A 26,238-nucleotide genomic window follows, 5' to 3' on the forward strand; every position below is an offset into this window, starting at 1 on the left:
CCGCGTGCCCAACCTGTCCGGACAGAACACTTAGGGTGCTCGTCATGACTGATGCCCCCGAGCAGCTGCGTGGTCTCGTCGATGTCTGGTGGGAGGCAGTCAACGACTTCACCGCGCTGCTGGAGAAGGTGCCCGCCGACGCGTGGGACACCCCGACCGACCTGCCCGGCTGGGACGTCCACGCCGCCGCCGCCCACACCGCCCACCTCGAGGCGCTGCTCGCGGGCCAGGCCCACGACGAGGTCGAGATCGGCGACGCCCCGCACGCCCGCGGAATGATGGGCCAGTTCACCGAGCAGGGCGTCGTCGCGCGACGCGAGCGCACCCCCGACGAGCTGATCAACGAGATCCGCAGCAGCACCACCTCCCGGCACACCCAGCTCCTGGCCGACCCGCCGACCGACCCCGCGGCGCCCGCGCCCGGGCTCTTCGGCGCCATCGGCTGGAACACCCTGACTCTGCTGCGCAACCGTCCGCTCGACGTCTGGATGCACGAGCAGGACGTACGCCGCGCGCTGGACCTGCCCGGAGGGCTGGAGAGCCCCGCGGCTCGCCACAGCGCCGACTACCTCGCCGAGTCCCTGGGCTACGTCCTCGCCAAGAAGCTCAAGGCCGCGCCCGGCACGACCGTCGTGCTGGAGGTCGAGGGACACGCCCCGCTCGCCGCCACCGTGACCGACGAAAGCCGCGGCCAGCTGCTCGAGGCCGTCCCGGCCGACCCGACCGTCACGCTGCGCACCGACCGGGAGACGTTCGTCCTGCTCGCGGGCGGCCGACGCCTCCCCGCCCCGGGCCAGGTCGAGATCTCCGGCGACCAGGCCCTGGGCCAGCAGGTCGTCGACCACCTGGCGGTGACCCCGTGACCGCGACGTCGTCCCCCGCCTGGACCCTCGCCGACATCCCCGACCAGACGGGACGCACGATCCTCGTCACCGGCACGACCGAGGGCGGCCTGGGCCACTACACCGCCCTCGAGCTCGCCCGCCGCGGCGGACGCGTCGTGCTCGCCGGGCGCAGCGCCGACAAGCTCGACAGCACCGAGTCCGCGATCGTGGCCGAGGTGCCCGGCGCCGTGCTCGAGAAGCTCGTCGTCGACCTGGCCGACCTCGCCTCCGTGCGCACCGCCGGCGAGGCGGCCGGTGAGCTGGGGCCGATCGACGTGCTGGTCAACAACGCCGGCATCATGGCGCCGCCCTTCCGGCGGACCGCCGACGGGTTCGAGTCGCAGATGGCGACCAACCACTTCGGCCCGTTCCTGTTCACCGGCCTGCTCCTGCCCCAGCTCGTCGCGAGCGGCGATGCCCGCGTCGTGGCGGTGTCCTCGCAGATGCACCGGCGCGCCCGGCACGCGCCCGTGTGGGACCCGAGGTCCAAGCGCCGCTACGCCCGCTGGGCGGCGTACAGCGAGAGCAAGCTCGCCAACCTGCTCTTCACCTTCGAGCTCGACCGGCGGGCCCGGGACAAGGGGCTGCCGCTGCGTGCGCTGGCCGCCCACCCCGGCTTCTCCGGCACCCACCTCGCGGCCAACGGTCAGTTCGGCCGCGGTGCGGGCGGTGTCGCGAGCATCCTCGACGCGGCCATCAAGGCTGTCTCCCAACCGGCGCACGCCGGCGCCTGGCCGAGCCTGATGGCCGCCACGGCCGACCTGCCCGGCAGCACCTACGTCGGCCCGTCCGGCCTCGGCCAGATGTCCGGGACCCCGCAGATCGTCACCGCCCGCTCGCTCGCGCAGGACCCCGAGGTCCAGCGCCAGCTCTGGGAGGTCAGCGAGGAAGCGGTCGGGCTGAGCTGGCCCTAGGCCTGCGCACGCTCCTGGTCGCCGTACGCCGCAGCGTCAGTCGCGCACGATCGACACCGGGCGGTGAGTGAGCCACATTCTCGGGCGGAGAAATGTGGGTGTGCCACCTCGGCGCCCGCGCGCCCCGGGGACACGCCGAATGAGCGGTGAGCCAGCCACATTCTCGATGAGGAAAGTGTGGCTCACTCACCGCTCGGGGCCCGGGCCTGCGCACGCTCCTGGTCGCCGTACGCCGCAGCGTCAGTCGCGCACGCGGTCGCGGACCCGCACGAGGCCGGCCAGGGTGGCGATCCAGGCAGCCCCGTCGGGGGCGATCGTCATCGCGGCGTAGTGGTTGTTCATCAGCACCCCGGTGCCGGCGCGGACGCTGAAGACGGTGCGGCCGGTGGTGACGTCGAGAGCCGTGAGGTACCACGCGCTCACGCCCCACCAGTTGGGCTTCTTGGTGTAGGCGTAGGCCAGGCCGTTGGCCGCCGACACCTTCGCGACGCTCGAGGGGGCGACCTCGTCGCTCGTCCACGCGAGCTTGCAGGCACCGCCGGCGACGTCGACGCGGGCGAGACCCGGGCTGGTGCCGCGACCCAGCAGGGTCGAGACCGGACTGCCGTAGCCGTGGTTGTTCTCCACGATCACGCCGTCGCCCACCGAGACCAGCGAGTTGTCGGTCGCGCTCTCGTCGTCCTCGAAAACGGGCTGGGTGCAGATCTCCCGCCCTGACGAGCGCTCGTAGAAGGCGACGCGCATCCGCGGCTCGGCGTTGTCGGTGATCGCGATGATGCCGCCGTCGATGATCGTCGGCGTCGTCCCGCTCCCCCGGCTGAGCTGCCCCGTCTTCTGCTCCGAGCCGCGGTCGTACTCCGCACGCCAGTCGACGACGGGCACGCCCCCGGGGCCGGCCGAGAGCCGGTAGAGCGCGTGCGTCGTGACGACGTAGGTGCCGCCTGTCTCGTCGATGGCGAACGAGTTGGCGATCTCCTCCCCGATGTCGAGCGTGCGCACCTCGCCGCTGCCCGGGGCGACGGTGCCCACCAGCCCGTCCTGGGTCTCGAACCAGATCCGCCCCGCCCAGTCCGGCAGCACCGCGATCAGGCAGTCGTCCTGCGGCACGGCCTTGCCGAGGTCCCAGGCCTGGTCGGTGGTGAGGTCGGGCTCGCCGTCGGCGTCGGAGGTGCGGATGGCCAGGATCCGGCGGTCGGTGGTCGCCACGACGGCCCGGTCAGCGTTGTCGAGGTAGAAGTAGGCACCGCCGCAAAGGTCCTCCCACGGGCGCTGGTCGCTCTCGGCGCGATCGGGGAGGGCCTTGGTGGCGAGCTTGTCCATCGACTCGGGGTCGACGACGTGCAGCGTCGGGCCGGCCAGGTCGCCGCAGAGGGCGACCAGCCGGTCCTGGTTGTCGAAGGCGAGGGTCGCGCACTCCTCGAGGCCGAACCACGATGTGTCGACCTCGGGCTCGAGACCGCTCGGGCCGGCCCAGGCATAGGTGTCGGACGCGGCGGCGTCGTTGTGCATCGAGCTCGCGCCGTTGCGTGCGAGGTGCGGGTTCTGCGGGATCGCGGCGATCGGCACCGGGCGCTCGAGCGCCGGCCGCCCGACGTACGACGGAGTCATCATCAGCCCCGGCGCCTGCGGGACCGGCAGCCAGCCGTCCGGGACCAGCACGACCAGTCCGACCACGACGGCGAGTACGGCGACGCCGGCTCCGGCACGCTGCCAGCTGATCCAGATCCGGTCCTGGACCCACCAGCGGATCCGTGGCACGGCCAGGGCCGCGACCGCGGCGACCAGGACCCAGGGACCGACCGCGACCAGGGCCACGAAGAGTCCCAGCACGATCCAGATCACCCGGGCAAGGCTAGGGCCTCGCCGTCCCCGCCCAGCGCACCCCTGCCGGCAGGGCGGGCGCTCAGGCCCGGTCGTCGCCGGGGGTGCGGGGCCGGACGGGCTGCAGGAGTGTCACGGTGCGGAAGTGCGGCTCGTGCCCGGCGACGTACATCCGGCCCTGGTGCCGCTCGACGTCCAGCAGCGGCGGCAGCTCCTCGACGCCCTGCTCGACCGGCTCGCGCGGTCCCACCAGGTCAGGCACCCGCAGCTCCTCGATGTGCCGCAGCCGGTGCGTGATGTCGATGATCTCCTCGGACTTGTGCCACTTCATCCCTGCCCCTCTCGCCTGACCCGAGTCCTCTGCCGTTGCCGAGCCAACGGTCCCTCGAACGGAGGATGCGGACATCGCCCAGGTTGGGGATCAACGCGCAGGGATCAGGCAGCGAGGTCCTGTCGACGGGCGACCTGGTCCAGGCGAGCCTGTGCGGCGCGGCGGACCTTCGGGCCGCCCTTGCTCATCTTGTAGAGCAGCGCGACCTGCGAGGGCAGGTTCTTCTTGGTCGTCGTGGCCAGCCAGCCGTTGGGCAGCGAGAGGCGCACGACCTTGTGCCAGGCCGAGTAGACCTGCTTGGGCAGCGAGCCGGTCGTGTAGGTGAGGCCGTACTTCTCGAAGAGGGCCTGGACCTGCGGCGCGATCTCGGCGTAGCGGTTGCTGTTGAGGTCGGGGAAGAGGTGGTGCTCGATCTGGAACGACAGGTTGCCGGTCATCATGTGCATGGCCTTCGAACCCGAGATGTTGGCCGAGCCGAGCATCTGGCGGACGTACCACTCGCCGTGGGTCTCGCCGTCGATCGAGGCCTTCTCGAAGGTCTCGACGCCCTCGGGGAAGTGGCCGCACATGATGACCGAGTGGCTCCACAGGTTGCGGACCACGTTGGCCGTGAAGTTCGCCGCCAGCGTGGGCAGGAACGAGCCGGTCGGGATCGAGAGCGCGGGGTGGACGAGGTAGTCCTTGGTCGCCTGCGCGCGGATCTTCTTGAGCACGGCGCGCACCTCGGCCTTGAACTGCGGGCTGCGCTTGTCCTTGGGGACGCGGAGGTGGCGGCCGAGCTCGAGGTCGTAGGCCGCGATGCCGTACTCGAAGAAGCAGGCGTTGATGAAGTTCCACAGCGGCTGCGCCAGGAAGAACGGGTGCCAGCGCTGGTCCTCGTCGACGCGCATGATGCCGTAGCCGAGGTCGTTGTCCTTGCCGATCACGTTGGTGTAGGTGTGGTGCAGCTCGTTGTGCGAGTGCTGCCAGGCGCGGGCCGGCGTCGCCATGTCCCACTCCCAGGTCGTCGAGTGGATCTTCGGGTCGCGCATCCAGTCCCACTGGCCGTGCAGGATGTTGTGGCCGATCTCCATGTTCTCGAGGATCTTGGCGACGCTCAGGCCGGCGGTGCCGACGACCCACGCCGGCGGGAAGATGCTGGCCAGCAGCACGGCGCGGGAGCCGAGCTCGAGCGAGCGCTGCACCTTGATGACCTTGCGGATGTAGGCGGCGTCGTCGGCTCCGCGGGAGTCGAGGACCGACTGACGGATCGCGTCGAGCTCGACGCCGATCTGCTCGATGTCCTCGGGCGTGAGGTGGGCGATGGGGCTCTGGGCCTGCTTCTGGATCGTGGTCATGCGAGTCTCCTTCGATCGGGGGTTGAGGAGGGACGAAGTCCCGTCACGAAACCCCGGATGGATTGGGTCAGTGGTCGAGGTCGCAGGCGCCGGCGGCGGCGCTGATGCAGGTCTGGATCTTGACGGCGCCGGTGGCGCCGGGGCCGGTCTCGCCGGGGACGGCCGTGGTGATCTGGCCGTTGCGCAGGTCTCGCACCGAGCCCTGGGTCATCGGCAGCACGCAGCCCATGCAGATGCCCATCCGGCAGCCGCTGGGCATCAGGACGCCGGCCTCCTCGGCCCCGTCCAGGATCGAGGTGGCGCCGTCGAGCTCGACGGTGGTGCCGTTGGCGAAGGAGATGGAGCCGCCCTCGCCGGGCTCGACGCGGGCGGTGCGGAACTGCTCGGTGACGAGCTCCAGCCCGGCCGCCTCGTGGTGGGCGCCGAGCGCGTCGAGGAGTCCGGCCGGGCCGCACGCGAGGGTGCGGCGGTCGGCGAGGTCGGCGACCAGGTCGGTGAGGTCGTCGACCTTGAGGACGCCGTGCACGTCGTCGTACCGCGCGACCAGGCGGATCGCGCCCGAGGCGTCGAGCGCCTGCAGGTCGCGCAGGAAGATCGAGTCGGGCTCGCTGGGCGCGACGTGGACGACGACGATGTCGAGGTCCTTGCTGCGGTCGAGCTTGAGGACGCCCGTGTCGGTGCTCGGGAAGAGGTTGCGCAGCATCCCGATGACCGGCGTGATGCCCGAGCCGGCCGTGACGAAGAGCAGTTTGTCGTGGTCGGAGTTGAGCACGAACTCGCCGGCCGCCTGCTCGAGGTGGACCAGCGTGCCGGGCACGGCCTCGTGCACGAGGTGGTTGCTGACCATGCCGTCGGGCACGGCCTTGACGGTGATGGAGATGCGACCGTCGGCGCGGGGGCCGTGGGTCAGCGAGTAGGCGCGCCACTGGCGGACGCCGTTGACGTCGATGCCGATGCGGAGGTACTGGCCGGGCTTGTGACCCGCCCAGTCGGCGCCCGGGCGGATGACGATGGTGGCGGCGTCGGGGGTCTCGGCGGTGATCTGCTCGATCCGGCCGCGGAGGTCGGCGCCGGCGCGCAGCGGTGCGAAGAGGTCGAGGAAGTCGGCGGGCACGAGCGGCGTCGTGGCCGACTCAGCCAGGCGCGTCAGGCGCGAGCGCAGCGAGGTGGCGCTGCTCCCGGTCATCAGTGAGGGGCTCATGTGTCCAACAGTGCCCGTCGCGGCGTCGAAGTTCCTGCCCTGTGCACGTGAATCACGGCTACACTCTTGTTCAGATCGAACAAGAGTCGGAGGTTTGACCACAATGGCACGTCGGGTTGTGCGCGGCACCACACAACAACGCACGGTGGTGGGTCTCGACGAGGCGGTCGTGGACGTGCTCCGCGGCCAGCTCGCGGTGGTCGCCGAACGCGCCGTCGCAGCGATCATCGACGAGGTCCCGAGCTATGCCGGGGCACTGAGCGGCCCGATGGGCGCCACGATCCGCAACGCCGTGCAGCTCGCGCTGGGCGGCTTCCTGACGCTGGCCAAGCGAGAGGGCGAGAGCCTGCCGATGGCACCCGCCCTGGAGGGGGCCTACCAGCTCGGCCGCGGCGAGGCACGCAACGGCCGGACGATGGAGGCGCTGCTGGCGGCCTACCGCATCGGCGCCCGGGTCTCGTGGCGCGACATGTCGCGCACCGCCGTCGGGGCCGGCATCGATGCGGGGCAGATGTCGCGCTTCGCCGAGCTCGTCTTCGCCTACATCGACGAGTTGTCCGCCGCGAGCGCGGCCGGGCACACCGACGAGCTGGAGAGCACCGGTCGCCTGCGCCAGCGCAACCTCGAACGCCTCGCGCGCGCGCTCGTCACGGGCGCCTCGGCCGACTCCGTCGTCGCGGCCGCCGAGCGGGCGGGCTGGGCGCCGCCGGTCGAGCTGGTCGCCGTACTCCTCCCGGAGTCGCAGGCCGCCCACGCCTCCACGCTGATCGACGCCGACACCCTCCAGCCCGTCGAGGACCTGCCGGGCATCCCGGACGGCTGGGCACTGTTGCTCGTGCCCTCCACCGGTTCTGCGGCGGCGCGGGCCGGGCTCCTGCGCGCCCTCCGCAGCACCAGCAGTGTCGTCGGGCCGTCGGTGCCGTGGCTCGAGGCCGCTCGTTCGCACCAGCTGGCTGCGCGCGCCTTCGACCTCGGCCTGTCCGGCCTCGTCGACACCAACGCCCACCTGGCCGCGCTGGTCCTCGCCGCGGAGAGCGACACCCGCACCGCCCTCCGCGTCCAGGTCCTCGCCCCGCTCGCCGGACAGCGGCCCTCGACGATCGAGAAGCTCACCGAGACCCTGCGGTCCTGGGTGCTCAACCAAGGCCGGCGCGACGCGGTCGCGGCGGAGCTCTTCGTGCACCCGCAGACCGTGCGCTATCGCGTCCAGCAGCTGCGCGAGCTGTACGGCGACCGGCTCGAGGACCCCCAGTTCGTGCTCGAGGCGACGCTGGCCCTGGCGTGACCTCGCCGAATGGGGCGTGCACCGTGGCGCCCGCGCGGTGGCGGTCAGGGGGAGACGAGGTTCGCCTCGTCGAGGAACACGAACTGGGCCGTCTTCCCGGGCAGCTCGACGACCGGCCCGAGAGCGGCACCGAGCCGGATGAGCAGGGCGATGGACCGCTCGTTGGCCGCGTCGGGCTCGAGCACGATCCGCTCGACGCCGGGCCGGGCGAGCAGCGAGCGCACCGCGGTGGTGACCACCGTCGTCGTGTGGCCGGCGCGGGCGGGCTCGTCGGCGAGGAAGAGGTGCAGGCCGAGGTCGCCGGGGCGGCGGTCGTAGAAGTCGCCGATCTCGTCGACGAACGGGTCGTAGGTCTGCAGCAGCGCGACCGGCACGTCGTCGACCGAGGCGATCGAGGCGGTGAGGTGTGGCTGCTCGACGATCCAGGTGTAGATGTCGCGGACCTCGTCCAGGTCGCGGTCGAGCATGCCCCAGAAGCGCGCTCGCGGCTCGGTGACCCACGCATGGATCAGGGCCGCGTCGATCCGCGGGGCGACGGGGCGGAAGGCGATCGTCATGACATCTCCTCGACCGGGATCAACCGGCAGCTGGACCAGGCTTCGAACTGGTCCTCGTGGTGTGGGCTCCGGGGGTCCCCGGCGGTTCCGAGCGGCACGGCCCATCGGCTCTCGCGGCGCTCGCCGAGGTCCCAGACGTAGCGCGCGACCGGTCCGGACACGCTCACGGGCAGGCCCGGGATCGAGCCGGTCGCAGCGACGCAGTCGGTGTCACCGGCCAGCCCTCGACCGGCAACGGGCGGGTCGAAGGGATGCGTCACCCCGAGGTCGGTCAGGGCGTGCAGCGGCGCGAAGCGGTGCCGCTCGCCCCAGGTCGCGCTCGCCGGCTCGACGTCCAGCGCGGAGGCGATCAGTGCTTCGATGTCGATGCCGAGCGGCCTGTCGACCGTGAGCCAGCGCTCGAGCGTGGAGGCGACGCGACCGGGCAGCCACAGCCACGGCACCCACATCTCGCCGTACGCCGCTGCGTCGGCCAGCGAGGCGAGCGGCTCGGACTCGGCGATGGCCAGGACCAGCCGGTCGCGCACCTGGGCGTAGAGCGCGGCAGCGGTGGACGTCGCACCGAAGCTCCGGTCCCAGCCGAGCAGGACGGACCGGTTCGCCCCGGCCCGCTCGGAGAGGGTGTCCAGGGCGGCGATGCGCGTCAGCAGCAGGTCGTGGTCGAGGTGTACGTCGCCGAGCACCGCAGCGACGGCAGCCGGGGTCCAGGCATCGGGTGCCCCGAGGAGCGACCGCAGGCGGGAAGCGCGGTGGGGCGGGGCGAACCGGTCGCCGAGCACGTCGAAGTCGGCGTTCACCCGGTCGTTGGCCGACACCAGCACCCCGTCCGGCGACCCGGCGACCCGCGGGAGCGGGACCGGCAGCTGGCCGGCGACCCGGTGCAGCATGCGCCCGGCACGGTCCGCGACGAGCACGTTGTTGACCGGCTCGACCCAGCGCTCCAGCGCGGTGTCGACGTCCTCGACCGACCGGGACCGGAGCAGCGGCAGGACCGCGTCGAGCATCGAGCCTTCGGCGTACGACGGACCGGTCAGGCACAGCGCGACGTCACCGTCGACGAGCAGCGCCGGCCCGGTGTCCGAGGAGAGCAGGTCGACGGTCACCGGAGCCGCGTCCCGGACCTCGATCACGGTCGAGGTGGACGTGCAGGACGACACCGGCACCTCGACCAGCGCCTGCTGGTCGGCCATCGCGTTGGTGACCGCCCACGCGACGTCGCCCGCGTGCCCGAAGTGCTGCACCCCGGGCACCCCGGGGAACGTCAGCCCGACGACGTCGAAGTCGGGGCACGAGAGGCGCACCTGGGCGTAGACGTTGGGCGACTCGAACAGCCGGTGGGGGTCGCCGCCGATGATCGGGAACCCGCTCGCCGTGAGCGCGCCGCCGATCACGAAGGCGTTGCTGCCGCCGGCGTTGGGGTCGTGGCCGAGGAGGATGCCAACCGCTTCGGGCATCACCCCTCGCACCCGACGGCGCCACAGGTCGTGACCGACCGCGCCGAAGAGGACGTGCTGCACGAGGAAGATCGCCATCGGCGTCCACGGCTGCCACTCCCCGGGAGCCGGGCCGAGCTGCTCGAGCTCGGCGCACGGCGCGCTCGGCAGTGCCGCGCGCACGCCGTCGACGTACGCACTCACGAACGCCTGCGTCTCCGGATCTGCCGCCGCGAACGCCTGCTGCGCGGTCTCCGCGATCCGGGCCCGGCGGGCGAAGGTGTCCCACTCGACACCTCCGGACCCGACCAGCGACGCCGTCCGCCCCTCGCCGCGCAGCCGCTCGATCTCCAGCTGCCAACGGCGATCGGTCGCCGTCGCCCGGCCCTGCTCGAAGGCCAGGTCGAGCACGTCCGCGCCGCTCACGTGCGGCACGCCGAAGGAGTCGCGGCGGATCGTCATGCGTCCGCCAGCGCGTGCCTTGGTTTCGACACGGCGCTGGCGCGCCTGCTCAACCAGCGGTGGGACACCGGGTTGGCCAGCTCGCCCGCGAAGATCAGCGACTCGGCCTGGTCGGTGAGGTCGACCATCTGCAGCGTGTTGCGCAGCTGGAGCCGGTTCAGGCAGCTGTGACGGAAGGTCGGACGCAGCAGGTCGTAGGCCGCAGCGGCATCGGCCAGCTCCGGATGCGTGCGCTCGTGGTCGAGCACGCAGTCCGCAACGAGCGCCCAGAAGACATCGGAGGACAGCACGCCGTCCTCGTCCAGGATCGCCGCGAGGTAGCGCAGGAACCCGTCGAACACGTCGGTGTGGATCGCCAGCGCGCGCACGTCGAGCGGCACGTCGGCGCGGATCCGCTCGACCTCGGGCGGCAGCGGCAGGTCGCCCATCACCGCGACCTCCTCGCCGATGTCCTTCATCAGCATCCGGGTCGGCACGTGCCTGTCGAGCACCATGACGAGGTTCTCGCCGTGCGGCATGAACGCGAGGTCGTAGGCCAGCAGGCAGTGCACGAGCGGTCGCAGGTAGGCCCGCAGGTAGGTCGCCACCCACTGCTCGGCCGGCAGCCCGGAGGCGCGCACCAGCTCGGTCGCCAGCGCCACCCCGTCGCGGTCGCGGTGCAGCAGGGAGGCCATCGTCGCCAGCCGCTCCCCCGGCGCGAGCCGCTCCACCGGGCTCTCGCGCCAGAGCGCAGCGATCATCTTCCGGTACGGCGACGTGTCGGCCAGCCGGTGGAAGACATCGCCCGTCCAGCCGATCGCGGCGTGCTCGCGCAGCACCGAGAACCCGCATGCAGCAAGGGTTTCATCGTTGTCCACCACGTCCGCGACCCAGTCGTTGATGGCCGGCGTGGCCGCCATGTAGGCCGGGGACAGCCCGCGCACGAAGCCCATGTTCTGGATCGCCAGCGCGACCTTCACGTAGGACCGCGTCGGGTGCTCGACGGGGAAGAACGTCCTGATCGACTGCTGCGCACGGTGCGCGCCGGGCCCCTCGCCGAGCAGCACCAGCGACCGCCGGGCGACGTCGGGGGCGAAGGTGATCGCGAGCCGGTGGGTCCACTGCCACGGGTGCACGGGGAGGTAGAGGTAGTCGGCCGGGTCGAGGTCCAGCCCGCGCAGCCGCTCCTCGAACGACGCGACGACGTCGTCGCCGAGCTCGGCCGCATAGTGCGCCCGCTCGTCGGTGTCGTGCGCGAGCGAGAGGTGGGCCTCGCTGCGCCGTACGGCGATCCAGAGCAGCCGCACGTCCGAACCCGTCTCCGGGGCGTACGCCGCGAAGTCCTCGGCGGAGAAGCCGATCCGCCCGTTGTTGGCGACGAAGGCGGGGTGTCCCTCGCTCATCGCGGCCTCGACCTGCTGGTAGTCCGCGTGCACGAGGTCCCTCGACGAGGTGGTGTGGTGGACCAGCTTCCAGGCCGACGAGGCGAGCGTGCTCGCGATCTCCTCGAGGTAGGTCGGCAGCAGCGCGGCCGGGATCCGGAGCACGTCGTTGCACTCGACGACGAGCTCCTGGGCGTCCAGCCGTGCGGCCTTGCCGTGCACGGTGCGCGTCAGCGAGGCCGCGTCGATGACCCAGTGCTCTAGGGCGTGCACGCGGGCCGTGAAGTCGTACGTCGATGCGCCGGCGACCACCTGCCACCCGCCCGGCGTCTCGGTCGGCGTGAGGAGCCGCTCGTGCGCGAACTCGGAGAGCGCCTTGGCGACCAGCCGTCGCTGCGCCTCGGCCATGACCGCGGGCGTCAAGTGATCACTCATGCCACGCCTCCCAGTTGCGAGGCGACGAAGTCGGCGCGTGTGCAGGTGCTGAAGGCCGCGGTCTTGTCGGGCAGGCGCACCGGTCGGACGACCCGGAAGCCAACGGCCGCGTTGAGCGCGGCGATCTTGTCGTTGCGGACGTCCGGCTCGACGACGACGCGCGCGACGGCCGGGTCGGCGAAGCACTCCTCGACGACCCGGCGCATGACCGCGCCCGTGAAGCCGGGGACGGGGGTGTCGGTCGGGGCGACCAGCAGGTGCATCCCGACGTCGCCCGCGGCCAGCTCGGGCAGGTCTGCCAGCGGGCTGTGGAACGGGTCGTAGCGCTCCATCAGGAACACCGGCGAGCCGTCGGCGCGACCGAGCAGCGCCTCGTGGTGCGGGTCGTCGGCGATGCGCGCATACTCCGCGTGCACCTCGTCGAGGGTCGCGCCCTGCATCCCCCAGAACACCGAGCGGGGGTGCGTGACCCACGCCTGCAGGGTGGCGAGGTCGCGGGCCAGGTCGAGCGGTTCGATGGTCAGTCTCATGACGTGCTCCTTGCGAGCTGCTCCGCGGGCTGTTCCGAGGGCGAGCGGAAACGGTCCGGCATGCCGAACTCCTGGAAGGCGATGCGCTTCTCGACGCGGTAGGGCTCGCGGCCCAGCACGCCAGCGAGGATCACCGAGCTGCGCAGTGCGCCCATGCCGAGGTCGGGGGCGACGAAGCCGTGCGTGTGCTCCTCGCCGTTCTGGACGAACACGTCGTCGGTGTGGCTGACGGAGAAGGAGCCGTCGGCGGCGTACCTCCCCTGCTCGTCGAGGCGCAGCCGGTCCCGGACCGGAGCCAGGAACTCCGGCACGCTCGACGCGTAGCCGGTCGCGAGGACCAGCGACTCGGTCGTCATCCGGCCGTCGACGTCCTGCTCGGTGTGGTGCAGGTCGAGGGTGTAGCGCTCGCCGTCCCACTGCGCGGAGCGCACCTCGGTCGCGGTGAGCAGCGTCGTGTCGACGCCGCCGAGCGCCTCGCGGCGGTAGAGCTCGTCGAAGATCGCGTTGATCGTCTCCGAGCTGATGCCCTTGGACAACGCCTGCTGGCCCGCCTGCACCCGGGAGCGGGTGGCGCCGGGGAGCGCCTGGAAGTAGGACGTCCACTCGGGCGAGGTCATCTCGAGGGTGAGCTTGGTGTACTCCATCGGGAAGAAGCGCGGGCTCCGCGTCAGCCACGTCAGCTCGAAGCCGTGCGCCTCCTGCTCGGCCAGGAGGTCGGCATAGACCTCGGCCGCGCTCTGCCCGCTGCCGACGACGGTGATCGACCCGGTCGACAGCAGGTCGGCCTTGCGGGCGAGGTAGTCGGCCGAGTGCAGCGCGGGCCCCTCGACCTCGAAGGGCAGGCGCGGCGCCGTACCCGTCCCGAGGACCAGCCTGCGACCGCGCCAGGCCTCGCCGGTCGCGCTGGTGACGACATAGGCCTCACCGTCGTGCTCGACGCGGGTGACGGGCTGGCCCCACCGGATCGAGGTCAGGCGCTCGGCCGCCCAGCGGCAGTAGTCGTCGTACTCCCGGCGGAGCGGGAAGAAGCTCTCGCGGATGTAGAACGAGTAGAGCCGGCCGACGTCCTTGAGGAAGTTGAGATAGCTGTACGGCGACGTCGGGTCGGCCAGGGTGACGAGGTCGGCCATGAACGGCACCTGCAAGGTGGCGTCGTCGAGCAGCATCCCGGGGTGCCAGGAGAAGTCGTCGCGCGCCTCGAGGAAGACCGCGTCGAGGTCGTCGAGCGGTTCGGCGAGGCAGGCGAGACCGAGGTTGAACGGGCCGACGCCGATGCCGATGAGGTCGTGCGTCCTCATGCGACGACTCCTTGGAGGAGGTGGAGGTCGCGGCCCGGGATGCGGCGGGCGAGGTGGCGGGCGCCGGCGTCGCGGATGAGCTCGACGATGCCGAGGATGTCGTCGTGCGTCGCCTTGGGGTTGAGCAGCGTGAACTTCAAGAAGGCCACGCCCCCGACCTTGGTGGCCGCGACCATCGCGCGGCCGCTGTCGAAGAGCTCGGCCCGGATGCGGGTGTTGATCCGGTCGACCTCGTGGTCGGGCACGCCGACGGGCCGGTAGCGGAAGACGAGCGTGCTCAGCTGCGGGTCGGCTGCGAGCTCGATGTCGCCGAGGTCGCGCATGGACCCGGCGACCTCGCGGGTCAGGTCGATGACGTCGTCGAGGTAGCCGCCGAGCGCGTCGGCGCCCATCACGCGCAGGCTCACCCAGAGCTTGAGCGCCTCGAAGCGCCGGGTCGTCTGGAGGCTCTTGTCGACCTGGTTGGGGTGCGCGGAGTCCTTGGGGTTGAGGTAGTCGGCGTGCCAGGTGACGTGGCCCAGCGTGGCGCCGTCGCGGACGATCAACGCGCTGCAGGAGACCGGCTGGAACCACGTCTTGTGGTAGTCGATCGCGACCGAGTCGGCCCGCTCGATGCCGGCGAGCCAGTCGCGGTGGCGCGGCGAGATGAGCAACCCTCCGCCGTACGCCGCGTCGACGTGGAACCAGGCGTCGTGGGCGCGGGCCAGCGCGGCGATCTCGGCCAGCGGATCGATGGCGCCGAAGTCGGTGGTGCCTGCGGTGGCCACGATCGCCATCGGGACCTCCCCGCGACCGACGGACTCCGCGAGCGCGCGGGCGAGCGCGAGCGGGTCCATCCGGCGGCGGTCGTCGGTGGGTACGGCGATCACGGCCGCCTCGCCCAGGCCGAGGAGGCGGGCCGCCTTCTGGACCGAGAAGTGGCCGTCGCTGCTGGCGAAGATCCGCAGCTTCTCGCGGGGCCCGGAGGCGTGGCCGCGCGCGAGCAGCAGGCCCTGCAGGTTGGACTGCGTGCCGCCGGTCGTGAAGATGCCGTCGGCGGTCTCGTCGTAGCCGATCCGCTCGGCCGTCCAGTCGACGAGGTGCCGCTCGATGAAGGTGCCGCCGACGCTCTGGTCGAAGGTGTCCAGGCTGGCGTTGACGCCGCTGATGAGGACCTCCGCCATCAGCGCCGGGATGACGACCGGGCAGTTGAGGTGGGCGGCGTAGGTCGGCTCGTGGAACCAGATCGTGTCGTCGAGCCACAGTCGCGAGAGCTCGTCGAGCACCGCGTCGGTGTCGCCGAGAGGCGCGTCGAGGTCGGTCCGGGCGACGCGGCTCGCGGCCTCGCGGGGGCTGGTGCCGCGGCTGGGGCGGCCGTCGGTGGCCGTGAGGTGCCGGACGAGGCGGTCGGCAGAGACGTCGATCGCGGCGCGGTAGCCGTCCGCGTTGTCCGGGTGGAAGAGGTGGCGCAGGGAGGAAGACACCGAGAGAGCCTTTCCTAGGGATTAGGTAAGGCTTACCTTAGTAACTCCGCTGATCCAGAGCGATCCGGGGTCACTCAGCGGAGTGGATGCGCTCCCCCGCGACCCAGGTGCCGAGGACGTGCTCGCCCATCGACCGCAGCCGGGTGGCGTGCGCGTGGTCGTCGTCGCCGGCGAGCGGGTCGGTGTCGAGGAGCACGAAGTCGGCCGGGTGGCCGACTGCGACCGTGCCCCACCCGTCGGTGGAGGCGGCGATGGCCTCCCGGGCGGTGATCGCCTGCTCCGGGTGCCACGGCTCGTCGCCCTCGACGGCGCGGTGGACCGCGGCCGCGATCGCCAGCCAGGGGTCGAGCGGCGAGACCGGCGCGTCGGAGCCGAGCACCACGTCGACGCCGTCGTCGAGCATCCAGCGCAGCGGGAAGCAGCGCTCTGCCCGGCCCGGCCACAGCCGCTCGGTGACCTCGCGGTCGTCGAGCAGGTGCGCCGGCTGCACGCTCGCGCGAACTCCGAGCTCGGCCATCCGCCGTACGTCGTCGCGCGTCGTCAGCTGCACGTGCTCGATGCCGCCGCGCGCGCCGGTGTCAGCGAAGGCCGCGAGGGCCTCCGTGACGGCGCGGTCGCCGATGGCGTGTACGGCGACGTTGAACCCGTGCTCGGCAGCGCGCGCGAGCAGGGCGCGGAGCTCCTCGGGACCCTGGTTGGGCTGGCCGTGGGGGAAGCCGTGGACGGCCTTCTCGGCGTAGGGCTCGCAGCACCAGGCGGTGCGGGTGTTGAGCGAGCCGTCGCTGATGATCTTCAGCGGTCCCATCGTGAGCCGAGGGTCGTCGCCGAGCGGGCGGCCCGAAGCCAGGCCGCGCTCGATGACGTCGGTCAGCCCATCGGCGTACGACGCCATCCGGACGCGCAGGAGGTCGGCACCCTCGCTCCAGCGCTCGAGCCACTCGGGGACGCCGCCGCTGAACTCGAAGTCGACGAGGCCGACGATGCCCTGGGCCGCGGCGACCTCCATCGTGCGGCGGTAGGCGTCGGGGCCGGTGCCGTCGGAGCCGAGCACGGTGGTGAGGCGGCCGTAGGCCTGGAACCACTCCCCCTCGGCGACGACGCCCTCGCGGGTGGGGAGGGCGAGCATCTGCAGTGCGCGGGTGTTGAGCCAGCCGTGGTGACCGTCGCCGCAGATCAGCACGATCGGCTGGTCGGTCTCGATCGCGTCGAGATCGGACACGACCGGCGGGTGGTCCCAGGCGGTCGGACGGTGTCCCCAGCCGATGACCGGCCAGTCGGGATATTCCTCGAGGCGCTCGCGCACGAGCTCGACCGCCTGGGCGCTGGAGCGCGCCGGCGCGAGGTCGAGACGGGCACTCGACAGCGACCATTGACCGAGATGGACGTGCTGGTCCCACAGGCCCGGCATCAGCCAGCCGTGGTCGGCGCTCGGGTCCCCTGCGGGCTCCACCGACGTGACGACCCCGTTGTCGACCGTGACGTCGACCGGGCCCTCGGAAGCGGGGTCGGTGACGGCGACCAGCCGGACTCCTTCGATGCGCATGAGGGCCACGGTAGGTCGGGCACAAGGCGTCGCCCGACCCGCCCTGCACTTCCACTCGCACGGGTGGAAGTTCAGGGGCGGCTGAGCGTGGCCGGGCCGCACAGGCCCTGCATTTCCACTCGCCCGAGTGGAAGTTCATCGGGGCCCCGGTGGCTGCCGTGCCGCCTCGTCCTTCGGGGTGTGTGACGGCCGCCCGGAGCGGGCTATACACGAAGTGACGACGCCGACCGGCGCCGCGCCAGCGGGCCCCCGGGCCCTGAGTGCAAGGGAGAGGACGACATGAGCCAGTCCGAGACCGAGGGTCCCGCCGACGGCGGTGCCGAAGGCACGCCCGGCCAGCAGGATGGCGGTGCCGACGGTGGCGCCGAAGGGCCCGCCGACGGTGGCGCCGAAGGCACGCCCGGCCAGCAGGACGGTGGGGCCGACGGCGGGGCCGACAGCAGCTCCTGATGTCACGACCCGCTGACAGCGGGCGCGGGGACGCCCCCGCGCCCGCCGTCGCGAACCCGCACGACCGCCCCGCCCTGGCCCGCGTCATCGGCGACGTCGACACGTTCGCCCGGACGGTGTGGGGGCGCGAACCGCTGCTCCTGCGCGCGGCCGACCCGGCAGGCTTCGCCGACCTGCTGAGCGAGGCGTCGGTCGACGAGCTGGTGGGCCGGCGCGGCCTGCGCACGCCCTTCCTGCGGGTCGCCAAGCAGGGCGACACCTTGGCCAACGCGGCCTTCACGGCCCCGGGCGGACTCGGGGCGGGCATCGCCGACCAGGTGAGCGACGACAAGCTCGCGGCCCTCTTCGCCGGCGGCTCCACGATCGTCCTGCAGGCGCTGCACCGCGTGTGGCCGCCGCTCATCGACTTCTGCCAGCAGCTGGCCGCCGACCTCGGCCACCCCGTCCAGGCCAACGCCTACGTCACTCCCCCGCAGAACCAGGGCTTCGACGACCACTACGACGTCCATGACGTCTTCGTGCTCCAGGTCGCCGGGCGCAAGCGCTGGTCCATCCACGCGCCCGTGCACCCCTCGCCGCTGCGCGACCAGCCCTGGACGGACCACCGCGAGGCAGTGCGACTCGCCGCGGAGCAGGAACCGCTGATAGAGACCGTGCTCGAGCCCGGCGACGCGCTCTACCTCCCCCGCGGCTTCCTGCACGCCGCCACCGCGCTCGGTGGCGTCACCGTCCACCTCACCCTCGGGATCCACGCCTGGACGCGGTACGCCGTCGCGCAGGAGCTCGTCGCGCTCGCCCTCGCCGAGCTGGCTGACGACGAGGGGGCGCGCACCTCGCTGCCGTTGGGCACGAGCCTGGCGACCGGCGAGCTCGACACGGACGTCGTCGCTGCCAAGCTCCGGGCCGCGATCGACACCCTCGACCCGGCCGCGGTGGCCGGGCGCCTGCAGGCCCGGCGCCGCGACGCGCAGCGCGCTGCGCCGCTCGGGCCGCTGGCCCAGCATGCCCTCGCCGTACGGCTGACGCAGAGCACGACGCTCCGCCTGCGCGAGCACCTCGACGCCACCTTGGTGGACGGCGTGCTGCACGCGCGCGCCGGCCGGGTGCGGGTCGACGAGGTGCCGGGCGACGCGCTGAAGCGGCTGCTGGCCGGCGACGTGCTCACCGCCGGGGACCTCGGCTCGGACGCCGCGCGGACGCTGATCGAGGCGGGACTGGTCGTCGCCGGATGACCTTCCGCTGCTCCCTGGGCGCCGTCGACCGGGGTGACCCCCGGCTCGGCACGGCCCCACCCCAGCGCGACTGGCTGCTCGTCGAGCACCCCGGACCGTGGCCGGTGACGGCGCCCTTCGGCGCGGACCTCTCCGACGAGCTGCTGCGCCGGCTGGGCCACCCCGGGCAGCGCACCCTGCTCGTCCGCCCGCACGGGCGGGTGCCCTCTGCGCCGGCACCACGCCGGTGGTTCCGGTGCCTCGACGGCGAGCTGCGCGCCGGGCGCTGGGACCACCCCGATGACCTGCTCGCGACGCTGGAGCCGGGTGCCGGCTCTCCCCACCCCGAGCCCCTCCTGCTCGTGTGCACCCACGGACTGCACGACGTCTGCTGCGCCGTCGAGGGCCGGCCCGTCGCGGCGGCGCTGTCGCAGCGGTGGCCCGGGACGACCTTCGAGTGCAGCCACCTCGGCGGCGACCGGTTCGCACCCAACGTGCTGCTCCTGCCCGACCGCACCTGTTACGCCCAGATGCCGGCCGAGCAGGCGGTGCCCATGGTCGAGGCCCACCTGGCCGGACGGGCGGACGGCGCCTGGCTGCGCGGAGTGGCGGGCCTGCACCCCGCCGAACAGGTCGCCCTCGGCACGGCCCTCACCCGATGGGGACCGGCGCCCATCGCGCGCCTGTCGACCCGGCTGCTGGACCAGGTCGGCACCTTCGACTCCGGGACCTGGACGGTCGAGCTGCTCGGCGTCGACCCGCTGCCGTCCCGCGTGCGCGTGGTCGTCACCAGCCAGCGCCGTACCGATGCTGCCCGGCTGACCTGCCGGGCGACGCGCGAGACGCGGGCGCTGCAGTGGGACGTGGTGTCGGTGGAGGCCTGACCGCGATGCCATGAAACTCCACGCACAGGCGTGGAGTTTCACCCCGGTTTGGGTGTAGGAGCCCGAAACTCCACGCGCTTGCGTGGAGTTTCACGGGTCAGCTGGGCGAAACAGGTTGCGACCTCGAGCTGGCGGATCGAGAGTCTTCAGGTGCACGACATTCTCGCTCGCCTTCCGGCCCACTTCGATCTCCACCCGGTGACGTCAGCAAGCGAGGTGTCGGGCGGCCTGTCAAACGCCCTGTACCGGGTTGAGACTTCGGCCGGCGCCTATGCAGTCAAGATCATGGGGATCAACGCCGACTCGCACGACTTCCAGGACAACATCGAGAACGCTTTTGCGGTGGAACAGGCGGCGTTCACCGCCGGCGTTCCGTGCCCCGAGCCGGTCCCCACCTCGCAGGGCACCTGCCTTGCGGCAGTGGCTGGCAAGTTGGTCCGCGTGCACCACTGGGTCGAGGGGGTCACCCCCGCCATCACCCCGGAGTCCGGTCGCTGGGCCGGGGAACTGCTGGCCAAGATTCATTCGATCGAGGGCCATGTCGACCTGACACTGGATGACGATCCATCGGACGAGTCCGGGGGACCAGCCTCGCGAACACCCCGGGACTGAACGAACGACTCGAGTGCCGCCTGAGAGCGGCAGCACCGGCCTTGGCCGACCTGGAGAGACTGACCGCCGCTCCCGGTCAGCTCGCGGCGCATGTGTCAGCGCACGGAGACCTGGATCCCAAGAACACGCTTCTCGATCCCAGCGGTCGCCTGCTCGCGCTGGACTGGGACTCCGCCGGACGCCAACCGGTCCTGCGTGACGTCGTGACGATTGCTCTCGATTGGTCGACAACACCCTCCTCGTTCCGAGGCGTGGTGGACGCCTATGAAGCGGCGTCTGAGGACGTCCGGGTCCCTGCGAAGCCGTGGGTCTTCGGTGGCTGGGTCGTGGCGCACAGCGGCTGGCTGGTCCACAACGCCACCCGGCGTGCCGGCTCAGCCTTGGGGAGTGCCGAGGTCTCGACCACGTGCGACCGGTTGCTGCGGCTCCATGCGAACCTTCCTGTCTACGTGGAGGCCCTCAGCCACCGCTAGTGGGTCAGCCGGGGGCACTAGGAGAGGAACGCCTCCAGGATCGGCCCGGCGGTCCGCGAGCCCGACTCGCCGGTCTCGACGAACACCGCGACGGCGAGGTCGTCCTGGGTGGCGATCATCCAGGTGTGGGTGGGCAGTGAGCCGGACGCGTCGGGCGAGCCGTATTCCGCCGTCCCGGTCTTCGCGCCGACCTGCCCCGGCAGGTCGGCGAGGAACGAGCCGGAGCCGTCGGTCACCACGGCGCGCATCAGCTCCTGCAGGGCTGAGGCCTCGGCACCGGTCAGTGGCTCGGCGGGGGCGGTCTGCGCGACGTCGAGGGACGGCAGGAGCTCCGGGAGTACGGCACGGCCCGCCGCGACAGAGGCGGCGACGGTGGCCATGGCGAGCGGGGAGGCGAGCACCTTGCCCTGCCCGATCAGGTCGGCCGCGGCCTCGGTCTCGCCCTCGGGGGGCGGGACCTGGCCGAAGTAGGCCGGGAAGCCGAGGTCGTGGTCGACGCCCAGCCCCAGCGCCGCCGCGGCCTCGGCGAGGGCGCCGTCCTCCACGAGGGAGCGCGACGAGATGAAGGCGGTGTTGCACGAGTTGGCGACGGCCTGGCGCAGCGTGATCGTGCCCAGCCCCGACGAGGGGTAGTCGTCGTAGTTCTTGAACGACTTCCCGTCCACCACCGTCGTCGGCGCGCACTCGAGCGTGTCCTCGGGCCGCACCCCGGCGCGCAGCAGCGCCAGCGAGGTCACGACCTTGAAGGTCGAGCCGGGTGCGTACTGCCCGAAGGTCGCCGTGTTCAGGCCCTTGCTCCCCGGGCCGCTGGCGGCCGCCAGGATCGCGCCGTCGGAGGGCCGGATCGCGACGACGGCGCTCGCGGGGCCGACGGTCGACAGGGCCTGCTCGGCCTTCGTCTGCAGGTCGATGTCGAGGGTGGTCTGCAGCGGCGTGCCGTCGACCGGGGCGACGTCGTGGACGGCCCGGTCGTTGTCGGCGCCGGCCGCGATGACGGTCAGGCCGGGGGTGCCGGTCAGCTCGTCGTCGTACCTCGCCTGCAGGCCGGACAGGCCCACGACGTCGCCGGCCTCGACCGATCCGCCGGACTCCTCGACGATCTCCGCGGTCGCCTCGCCGACGCTGCCCAGGATGGGCGCCGCGAAGCCCCGCGACGGCGCGAGGTGCTGCTGGTCGGCGAGCGAGACGGCGCCGGGAATCTCGGCATAGGCGGGGGGTACGGCGGTGGTCGCCTCCTCCGCGCGGAGCACGATCGCCTCGACGAACGCCTTGTCGCCGGCCGCCTCGGCCTGCTTGACGAAGGGCCCCGGCCGGACTGAGAGGGCCGTGGCGATCGCGCGCGCCGACGTCGCCAGGTCGTCAGTCGCGGTCAGCTTCGTCTTGTCCAGCCCGAGCCGGACGACGTCGCGCGGCGCGACGATCGCCCGCTCGCCCGCGCCCAGGATCTGGCCGCGCTCGGCGGCGGTGCGGGTCAGGGTGAGGTGCTCGCCCTCGACGAGCGAGGGCTCGACCAGCGACGGCGCCCACTCGACCTGCCAGGCGTCCTCGACGCGGGTGAGGTCGGCGGTGGTCTCGTAGGCCCAGGGCTGGCCGTCGAGCTCCCAGGTCCACGTCAGCGGAGCGGTGGCGGTGTCATCGGTGACCTCGGCGTCGGCGACCTCGACGCTGGGGGTCACGTCCCCGAGTCCCTCGACGACCGTTGCATGGGCCGCGACGGCGTCCGGGGAGTCGAACGGCACCCCGCTCAGGTCACCTGACGACAGCCCCTCGGCGAGCGACTCGAGAGCAGCATCGGGGCCCTCCCCGCCGTCGATCAGCTGGCAGCCGCTCAGCGTGAGCGAGCCTGCGAGGACGAGGACAGCGAGCCGAGAGCGCATGGCCTCACGCTAGTGGCCACCTGGCACCTATACCCTGCCCCCTATGGGTTGGCGGGGACTCGTTGCGGTCGCGACGTTGCTGGCGGTGGGCATCGTCGGCGGTTTCGCGACGGCGGCCGTCCTCCAGTCGTCCCCCGTCACCTCGGGTGCGCCCACACCGGTGACCGCAGCCGACCCCAGCTTCCCGGTCATTCCGCCGCCGCCGCTGCGTGCGGACCCGCCGCAGCCGCCGCTCGAGACCGGCCTCCCGCTGCGCGAGGTCGCGGTCGGGACCGACAACTACCGCTTCACCTTCCCCGCCCCGCGTGGGTGGAGCAGGCTTGAGACCTCGTCCAACGAGGTGAAGTACAAGAAGCCCCGCAACCCGAGCAACACCTACATCCTGCGCGTCGAGCAGGTCATCACCCAGCACGAGACGATCCCCGACATCCTGGCCGCGCGGATCGAGGACCTCAAGCGCGACGAGGAGGACTACACCGAGCTCTCGCGGACCTACGACGCACTCGAGTTCAGCTACGTCCACGACGGCTACCGGCGGTTCGGGATCATCACCTGGCTCGACATCAACGGCACCGACCAGGCCGAGGCCGAGATCGCCGTCACCGGCCGCCGGGTCGACGTGCCCGGCATGCGCGAGCTCATCACCCGGGTCATCTACGGGATCCGCGCGGGCTGACAGACGAGCTGCGCTGGTGAGCGATCGGCCGCAGATGGATCCCTCAGCCCAGGCGCGTCAGGAGCGAGCGCAACGCCTCGGCGTGCGTCGAGACGTCGAACTCCCAGGTGGACTGGGACGCGGCATAGGACCGTTCTCGACCGTCCGCAGGGACGTCTGCCTTGCTCCAGAAGTAGTGGATGTTGGCGTCGAGCAGCTCCGACATCATGTGCTCATTGCGAGCCAGGTACGCGTCATGGTTCAGCACCACCACGTCGCTCACCTGATCGGCGTAGAGCATGTTGAACATCCCGGTACCACCGAATCCTGCAACCACGCGCGCGTTCGAGAAGGCGTGACACTGCTCCTGAGGCGTCAGTGCGCCGGGGTGGACGATCGTGTAGCCGAGCTCCGAGAAGATGGCTTCCACCTCGTCGACGTTGCGGCACGGCCGATTGCCCTCGCGACGGGTGACGAAGAGACGGTCCCCCTCGGCTGGGGAGACGCCTTCCGGATGGAACCCGTCTCGCAGCCTCCGCCAGATCGCTCGCATGGCCGGGTGGGCCTGGAAGGGTGGACTGTTGTGCCACATCGGAGTTGCACCGACCAACGTGTCCACGACGACCGGCCCGTCGACCCAGACGATGTCCCGCTCGGCGACGCCGAAGGCCCGTAGCACCGCGAGATCCGGGCGTGGGCGGGTCCTCCCAGCATCGCGGGGATGGCGGCGAAGCAGGAGGCGCAGGTCCGGGAGTGCCTCCTTGGCCTCGTCCCAGCCCCACAGCTTGGCGATGGCCTCGGTCATCAGGTGACCGTAATGACCGGGGTGGGCGTAGTCGAAGAAGTAGAAGGCACCCTCCAGCCGGGTCGGCGGGGAATCGTTCTCCCGCAAGCGTCCGAAGCGGCCTTCGACCTGGGTGAGCTTGGGTTGATGGAGTCGCTTTCCCTGCCACTTGAAGGACTCAGGAAGGACGAACGTCTCCGTGCGGGCGAGAGAACCCGCCGACAGGATGATCTCCCCCTCATATCTGCGCAGGTCCATGCGGGGATAGGAGAGCGTGTTCGAGAGCTGTCCCAGGGGAGTCGCGTCCGGGAACGAGGTGACGATCCGACTGGACGTCTTCGACCCCGCGGGCAGCGAGGCGAGGTGTTCGACGCTCGTCGCCGACCGATGGGCCAGGACCTCTGCCACGTCGCCGTCACGAAGCAGTCGCAGGTGCTGCACGGTCTTCGGCACGAGCACGCCGGCACGTGAGCGTGACGGCGCGCCGATCGCCACACCCAGCTCACGCTGCCATCTCGCAATGCCGTGCCCGCCGCGTGTCTCGACCCGTCCGCGAAGCTGGCTGAGACGTGCGACGAGATCGCGCTGCTTGTCGCGCGGCACCACGACGAGCACATGGCCGCCGGCAGCCACGTGGGGTGCAAGTCGGGCAACGAGGCGAGTCCGCCTGGCCATGGTGCGCTGCACAGCCACCACGACCAGACCGACATCCCCGATCTCCAGCAGGACCGTGTGCAGCTGGCTCATGCTGCCGGGGCGCGCGACCCACTCCCACCCGCGTGCGCCGGCGGGAGCGGCCGCGCTCGGCGGACCCACCACGACGACCCTGTCTGCTGTGCACGCCAGCGAGGCGAGGGCAGGCACGTGGTGGCGATCAACCAGGACCACGGCGGTTCCTGCGACGCGCAGACGGCGGCAAGCCTGGAGCATGCCGCGTGCGGCACGTCGCGCAGCGCTCACAAGGACAGCTTGACCGAGTCGAGGACCTCGATGGCGGCCGAGCGGTCCTCGGCGCGCACCTGCACCCACAGCAGCCGGTTGGCGGTGACCTGGACGACCCGCTCGATGGTGATGCCGCCGTGGGGGCAGTCGGTGAACTCGACGGTCATGTAGGAGTCGCCGTTGCGGCGGTCGGTGACGGCCGGGCGGGTGACCTCGCACTCCGGGTGCTGCGGCACGACGGGGGGCAGCTCTCCGGGCAGCACCCCGAGGAAGATTCCCTGGCCCGGCTCGTCGTTCTGGTTCCAGCCGACCGCGGTCCCGGCGGAGATCGAGGCCTGCTCGGCCTCGGCGTCGGGCGGCACCCACTGCTCGGTGTCGACGGCTCGGGTCCACGCCTCGGGGACCGTGACCGAGATGGTGCCCGACACGTCCTCGATGGTGCGGTCGGTGACGATCAGCTCGTGGGCGCCGAAGCCGCTGAGCAGCCCGACGAGCACGGCCGCGAGCCCCACCGCCGTGAGCCGCTTCCGCGACAGCCGGGCGGGCGCGCCCGGCTTCCGGCTCGGGGCCTGCGTGGTCCAGTCCGTGTCGGAGCTGCCGGACGTGCCGGGTCGGGGCGCGGGCAGGGTCAGGTCGGGATCGACCGGGATCCACGTCGGCGGCTCGTCGGTGTGCCCGGCCAGGGAGGTCGACAGGGCGGCGACGAAGGCCGGCACATCGGCGTACCTCTCCTCGCGGTCCTTGGCCAGCGCCTTGCCGATCACGGCCTCGGTCTCGGCGGGCAGGCCGTTGTCGAGCGGCGGCGGCGGTGCGGGGTCGGCGGCGGCGTTGAGCGACGCGTGGTTGTACGGCGCCCGGCCGGCCAGCAGCAGGTAGGTCAGCGCGGCGAGGGAGAACTGGTCGGCGCGCGGGTCGAGCGGCTCGCCCTGGGCCTGCTCGGGCGAGACGAAGGACGGGGTGCCGCCGATGATCGTCAGCCGCGACGACATGTCCATCGCCTTGCCGAGGCCGAGGTCACCGAGCATCGCGCTGACCTGGGGCGCACCGTTGACCTCGACCGTGCGGAAGAGGACGTTGGCGGGCTTGACGTCGCGGTGCAGCACGCCGCGCTGGTGCAGGGCGTGCAGCCCGGCACCGACCTGCGCGATGACGTGGACGGCCTGCGAGACAGTCAGCGGCTCGAGGTCCAACCGATCTGCGAGCGAGCCCTGGTCGGCGTACGACATGACGAGGTAGGGACGCGAGTCGGGGAGCTCGCCGGCGTCGTAGACGGAGACCACGTGGGGCGACTCGACCTTGCGGAGGAAGCGGCCCTCCTCGACGAACCGCTGGCGCGCGTGGAAGTCCTCGGTCCAGTTGTCGGCGAGCACCTTGATGGCCACCGGGGAGTCGAGCTGCTCGTCATAGGCGAGCCACACGGTCGCGAAGGCCCCCGAGCCGATGCGACGGCGCACGGGGTAGCGACCAAGCCGAGAAGGTGCTGACACATCTGCAT

General features: G+C 71.9%; 23 protein-coding genes. 9 read left to right on the forward strand and 14 right to left on the reverse strand.

The genetic code is table 11. The features are described from left to right. Nucleotides 1-44 precede the first annotated feature (44 nt). A complete protein-coding gene (locus CF8_RS17200; RefSeq protein WP_010834372.1) occupies nucleotides 45-863 on the forward strand; it encodes a maleylpyruvate isomerase family mycothiol-dependent enzyme in 819 nt (272 codons plus the stop codon). Then, nucleotides 860-1,798: an oxidoreductase gene (locus tag CF8_RS17205; RefSeq protein ID WP_010834373.1), complete on the forward strand. Its 939-nt coding sequence runs from the start codon at nucleotides 860-862 to the stop codon at nucleotides 1,796-1,798. The genes CF8_RS17200 and CF8_RS17205 overlap by 4 nt, the downstream gene beginning before the upstream one ends. A 240-nt stretch (nucleotides 1,799-2,038) precedes the next feature. Here CF8_RS17205 and CF8_RS17210 read toward each other — a convergent pair whose 3' ends face one another. The 4 genes from CF8_RS17210 to CF8_RS17225 all read right to left on the reverse strand — a co-directional run bounded on the left by CF8_RS17210 (nucleotide 2,039) and on the right by CF8_RS17225 (nucleotide 6,488). After that, nucleotides 2,039-3,640, reverse strand: coding sequence for a hypothetical protein (locus CF8_RS17210; RefSeq protein ID WP_010834374.1), 1,602 nt, complete (start codon nucleotides 3,638-3,640; stop codon nucleotides 2,039-2,041). 61 nt (nucleotides 3,641-3,701) lie between these two features. After that, nucleotides 3,702-3,950: a hypothetical protein gene (locus CF8_RS17215; protein ID WP_010834375.1), complete on the reverse strand. Its 249-nt coding sequence runs from the start codon at nucleotides 3,948-3,950 to the stop codon at nucleotides 3,702-3,704. Between the two features lie 104 nt (nucleotides 3,951-4,054). Further along, a complete protein-coding gene (locus tag CF8_RS17220) occupies nucleotides 4,055-5,287 on the reverse strand; it encodes a fatty acid desaturase family protein (protein ID WP_010834376.1) in 1,233 nt (410 codons plus the stop codon). Between the two features lie 67 nt (nucleotides 5,288-5,354). Then, nucleotides 5,355-6,488, reverse strand: coding sequence for a ferredoxin reductase (locus CF8_RS17225; protein WP_010834377.1), 1,134 nt, complete (start codon nucleotides 6,486-6,488; stop codon nucleotides 5,355-5,357). Between the two features lie 103 nt (nucleotides 6,489-6,591). On the opposite strand from CF8_RS17225, the gene CF8_RS17230 reads away from it, so the two are divergent. Next, the gene (locus tag CF8_RS17230) at nucleotides 6,592-7,773 is read left to right on the forward strand and encodes a helix-turn-helix domain-containing protein (RefSeq protein ID WP_036491330.1); all 1,182 of its coding nucleotides are present in this window, start codon (nucleotides 6,592-6,594) and stop codon (nucleotides 7,771-7,773) included. A 44-nt stretch (nucleotides 7,774-7,817) separates the two neighbouring features. On the opposite strand, the gene CF8_RS17235 is transcribed toward CF8_RS17230, so the two are convergent. The 7 genes from CF8_RS17235 to CF8_RS17265 all read right to left on the reverse strand — a co-directional run bounded on the left by CF8_RS17235 (nucleotide 7,818) and on the right by CF8_RS17265 (nucleotide 16,855). Beyond that, nucleotides 7,818-8,330, reverse strand: a complete 513-nt coding sequence (locus tag CF8_RS17235; protein ID WP_010834379.1) for a GNAT family N-acetyltransferase — start codon at nucleotides 8,328-8,330, stop codon at nucleotides 7,818-7,820. Continuing rightward, on the reverse strand, nucleotides 8,327-10,225 hold the full coding sequence (locus CF8_RS17240; protein WP_010834380.1) for a penicillin acylase family protein: 1,899 nt from the start codon (nucleotides 10,223-10,225) through the stop codon (nucleotides 8,327-8,329). Before CF8_RS17240 ends, CF8_RS17235 begins: the two co-directional genes overlap by 4 nt. Further along, nucleotides 10,222-12,021: an IucA/IucC family protein gene (locus tag CF8_RS17245; protein ID WP_051204254.1), complete on the reverse strand. Its 1,800-nt coding sequence runs from the start codon at nucleotides 12,019-12,021 to the stop codon at nucleotides 10,222-10,224. Before CF8_RS17245 ends, CF8_RS17240 begins: the two co-directional genes overlap by 4 nt. Further along, the gene (locus CF8_RS17250; protein ID WP_010834382.1) at nucleotides 12,018-12,551 is read right to left on the reverse strand and encodes a GNAT family N-acetyltransferase; all 534 of its coding nucleotides are present in this window, start codon (nucleotides 12,549-12,551) and stop codon (nucleotides 12,018-12,020) included. Before CF8_RS17250 ends, CF8_RS17245 begins: the two co-directional genes overlap by 4 nt. Continuing rightward, nucleotides 12,548-13,849, reverse strand: a complete 1,302-nt coding sequence (locus CF8_RS17255) for a lysine N(6)-hydroxylase/L-ornithine N(5)-oxygenase family protein (protein ID WP_010834383.1) — start codon at nucleotides 13,847-13,849, stop codon at nucleotides 12,548-12,550. Before CF8_RS17255 ends, CF8_RS17250 begins: the two co-directional genes overlap by 4 nt. Continuing rightward, nucleotides 13,846-15,312: a pyridoxal phosphate-dependent decarboxylase family protein gene (locus CF8_RS17260; RefSeq protein ID WP_010834384.1), complete on the reverse strand. Its 1,467-nt coding sequence runs from the start codon at nucleotides 15,310-15,312 to the stop codon at nucleotides 13,846-13,848. The genes CF8_RS17255 and CF8_RS17260 overlap by 4 nt, the downstream gene beginning before the upstream one ends. A gap of 70 nt (nucleotides 15,313-15,382) precedes the next feature. Then, nucleotides 15,383-16,855, reverse strand: coding sequence for an amidohydrolase (locus CF8_RS17265; protein ID WP_010834385.1), 1,473 nt, complete (start codon nucleotides 16,853-16,855; stop codon nucleotides 15,383-15,385). Nucleotides 16,856-17,134: 279 nt separating this feature from the next. On the opposite strand from CF8_RS17265, the gene CF8_RS22645 reads away from it, so the two are divergent. The 5 genes from CF8_RS22645 (at nucleotide 17,135) to CF8_RS23525 (ending at nucleotide 20,485) form a co-directional block, all read left to right on the forward strand. After that, complete coding sequence (locus tag CF8_RS22645; protein WP_232211527.1) at nucleotides 17,135-17,305, forward strand: hypothetical protein; 171 nt, start codon at nucleotides 17,135-17,137, stop codon at nucleotides 17,303-17,305. Beyond that, nucleotides 17,305-18,537 carry a cupin domain-containing protein gene (locus tag CF8_RS17270; protein WP_010834387.1) on the forward strand — a complete coding sequence of 411 codons (1,233 nt, stop codon included), beginning with the start codon at nucleotides 17,305-17,307 and terminating at the stop codon, nucleotides 18,535-18,537. Before CF8_RS22645 ends, CF8_RS17270 begins: the two co-directional genes overlap by 1 nt. Further along, a complete protein-coding gene (locus tag CF8_RS17275) occupies nucleotides 18,534-19,400 on the forward strand; it encodes a sucrase ferredoxin (protein ID WP_010834388.1) in 867 nt (288 codons plus the stop codon). The genes CF8_RS17270 and CF8_RS17275 overlap by 4 nt, the downstream gene beginning before the upstream one ends. A gap of 150 nt (nucleotides 19,401-19,550) precedes the next feature. Further along, the gene (locus CF8_RS23520) at nucleotides 19,551-20,012 is read left to right on the forward strand and encodes a phosphotransferase (RefSeq protein ID WP_036491332.1); all 462 of its coding nucleotides are present in this window, start codon (nucleotides 19,551-19,553) and stop codon (nucleotides 20,010-20,012) included. A gap of 20 nt (nucleotides 20,013-20,032) precedes the next feature. Beyond that, nucleotides 20,033-20,485: a phosphotransferase family protein gene (locus CF8_RS23525; RefSeq protein WP_269634818.1), complete on the forward strand. Its 453-nt coding sequence runs from the start codon at nucleotides 20,033-20,035 to the stop codon at nucleotides 20,483-20,485. A gap of 17 nt (nucleotides 20,486-20,502) precedes the next feature. Here CF8_RS23525 and CF8_RS17290 read toward each other — a convergent pair whose 3' ends face one another. Beyond that, nucleotides 20,503-22,362 (reverse strand): penicillin-binding transpeptidase domain-containing protein, encoded by a 1,860-nt coding sequence (locus CF8_RS17290; protein WP_010834391.1) that lies wholly within the window; start codon nucleotides 22,360-22,362, stop codon nucleotides 20,503-20,505. Between the two features lie 43 nt (nucleotides 22,363-22,405). Between CF8_RS17290 and CF8_RS17295 the strand changes: the two genes are divergently transcribed. Beyond that, nucleotides 22,406-23,038, forward strand: a complete 633-nt coding sequence (locus CF8_RS17295) for a hypothetical protein (RefSeq protein WP_010834392.1) — start codon at nucleotides 22,406-22,408, stop codon at nucleotides 23,036-23,038. 43 nt (nucleotides 23,039-23,081) lie between these two features. Here CF8_RS17295 and CF8_RS17300 read toward each other — a convergent pair whose 3' ends face one another. Both CF8_RS17300 and CF8_RS17305 read right to left on the reverse strand, forming a co-directional pair. Next, complete coding sequence (locus CF8_RS17300; protein ID WP_198016873.1) at nucleotides 23,082-24,548, reverse strand: glycosyltransferase family 61 protein; 1,467 nt, start codon at nucleotides 24,546-24,548, stop codon at nucleotides 23,082-23,084. A 209-nt stretch (nucleotides 24,549-24,757) separates the two neighbouring features. Continuing rightward, the gene (locus CF8_RS17305; RefSeq protein WP_036491338.1) at nucleotides 24,758-26,230 is read right to left on the reverse strand and encodes a serine/threonine-protein kinase; all 1,473 of its coding nucleotides are present in this window, start codon (nucleotides 26,228-26,230) and stop codon (nucleotides 24,758-24,760) included. Nucleotides 26,231-26,238: the final 8 nt, after the last annotated feature.

Origin of the sequence: Nocardioides sp. CF8, from assembly GCF_000389985.1 — a bacterium.
In the GTDB taxonomy this organism is placed as follows: domain Bacteria; phylum Actinomycetota; class Actinomycetes; order Propionibacteriales; family Nocardioidaceae; genus Nocardioides; species Nocardioides allogilvus.